This is a genomic window from Deltaproteobacteria bacterium, assembly GCA_016177765.1.
Lineage (GTDB): Bacteria > UBA10199 > UBA10199 > JACPAL01 > JACOUP01 > JACOUP01.
Genome location: JACOUP010000006.1, coordinates 1 through 1728, shown reverse-complemented (window position 1 = coordinate 1728; position 1728 = coordinate 1). Strand labels below are relative to the sequence as shown.

Here is a 1728-nt window from a genome sequence, read left to right as displayed (position 1 = left end):
CGGTGATGCCGCCCGTGTCCGCAATTCTTCAGATTTCAAAGGCGCTCACTGTTGACGCCGGAGCTTTCCTTTCGGAGGAAAAAGATTCTCGGAGGAAGAAGGCGGAGGCTTTTGAAAAGAGGAGGAAAGCCTACTCATACGTGACGCTCACGCCCGACGCCGCGCACAAGCACATGAAGGCTTTTCTGGTCACGATAGACCCCGGCAAGGAGCACGAGGGGGCGGAATACCAGCACGAAGGCGAAGAGTTTATATACGTCCTCGAAGGGCGGCTGGACATCGAGGTCGGCAGAAAAAAGCATACGCTAAAAAACGGCCAGTCGCTCCACTTCAACTCGAACCTGATTCACGTCCTCAACAATCCGGGAAAGAAAAAGACGGAACTGCTCGTGGTTGTGTACACCCCGTGAAGAGACCCGGATTTTTCGAAAAAGAAAAATCCGGGAGTTCAAAAGTTCAAAGAATCAAGGGTTTATACTAATTCCTAGTTGACATACAACATAAAATGTTATACTGTTCCCCAAAAGTATAAATGGGAGGACAGTATGGGACGCCACAAAACATGTGACGAAACATTGGCGGCAAGAGCAAGAGAAGAGCTCGCGAAGAACAAAGAATTAAGGGTCGGCATCCGGCTTCAGGCGATTGTCAGCAGTGCGGAACAGCCTATCAGTACGGTGGCAGACGTAATGGGGGTGGGACGGGATACTGTCTGGAGGTGGATCAAAAGGTTCCGAGAGGATGGGGTGGAAGGCCTTGTCGACCGCCCGAAAGGACACAATCCCCCGAAACTGAACGAAGAAGAGCTGGCGAAGATTGCCGAATGGCTGAAGCAGGGCAGTAATCAGGAAGGGGAAAAAGTCCATTGGACACTGGCAAGATTGCGAGATGAGGTGCGCGGGCGCTTCGGCAAAAGTGTGGGAAAAACACCATTATGGTTTATGGTGCGCAAGATGGGGTTCCGCCAGAAAGTGCCACGCCCCACCCACGCAAAGGCCGACCCCGCAGCCCAGGAAAGCTTTAAAAAAAACATCAGAAAAAGCGGCGGTGTTTCTATCAAAAAATGACCGTGCCGTGTTCTTCTTTGACGAGGGGCGTTTCGGGACGATGCCCACCGTCGGACGCTGTTGGGGACTGAAGGGGCTTCGGGTACATTCACTGGTAAAACCGGGCTACAAAAACTTTTACATCTATTCCAGCGTATCCCCTCATACGGGGGACTCCTTCAGCCTTATCCTTCCTTGGGTCGACACGGAAATGATGAATCTTTATCTTGAACAATTTTCCTCCGCATTTTCCGACACGGACATCATGCTGATTATGGATCAGGCGGGATGGCATGGCTCAAAAGACCTGGTCGTGCCCGGAAATATTACTATCGAACTGCTGCCGGCGTATTCTCCCGAATTGAATCCCGTGGAACGCCTGTGGCAGTGGCTGCGCAGGCATGTTTGCAGAAATCGCTTTTTTGATTCTCTCGATGAACTCACAGATAAATTGTTCGACGCTTTTCAGGTACTCTCCCCCACACGTCTTGCGTCTTTGTGCCGATGTTCTTATTTGTAGGATTACAACTAGGAAATGGTATTATACCAAGTTGCGTTCTAACATTTACTAACTATCCATTCGAAGCCGGTCAACCCGGCAACCTTTTGCGGGGATGCCTCCAGGGAGGCCAGTGCCGTACAAAGGGAGGCTTCCACGGCGTCCAGGCTGTGGAACACGTGG

2 protein-coding genes are annotated in these 1728 nt (G+C 51.3%); both read left to right on the top strand.

What is annotated here, in order from left to right; genetic code table 11:
• On the top strand, nucleotides 1–410 hold a 410-nt coding region (locus HYS22_02440), incomplete at its 5' end, for a cupin domain-containing protein (protein ID MBI1909012.1).
• 505 nt (nucleotides 411–915) lie between these two features.
• Entirely contained in the window at nucleotides 916–1566 is a 651-nt protein-coding gene (locus HYS22_02435; protein MBI1909011.1) for an IS630 family transposase, read from the top strand.
• Nucleotides 1567–1728: the final 162 nt, after the last annotated feature.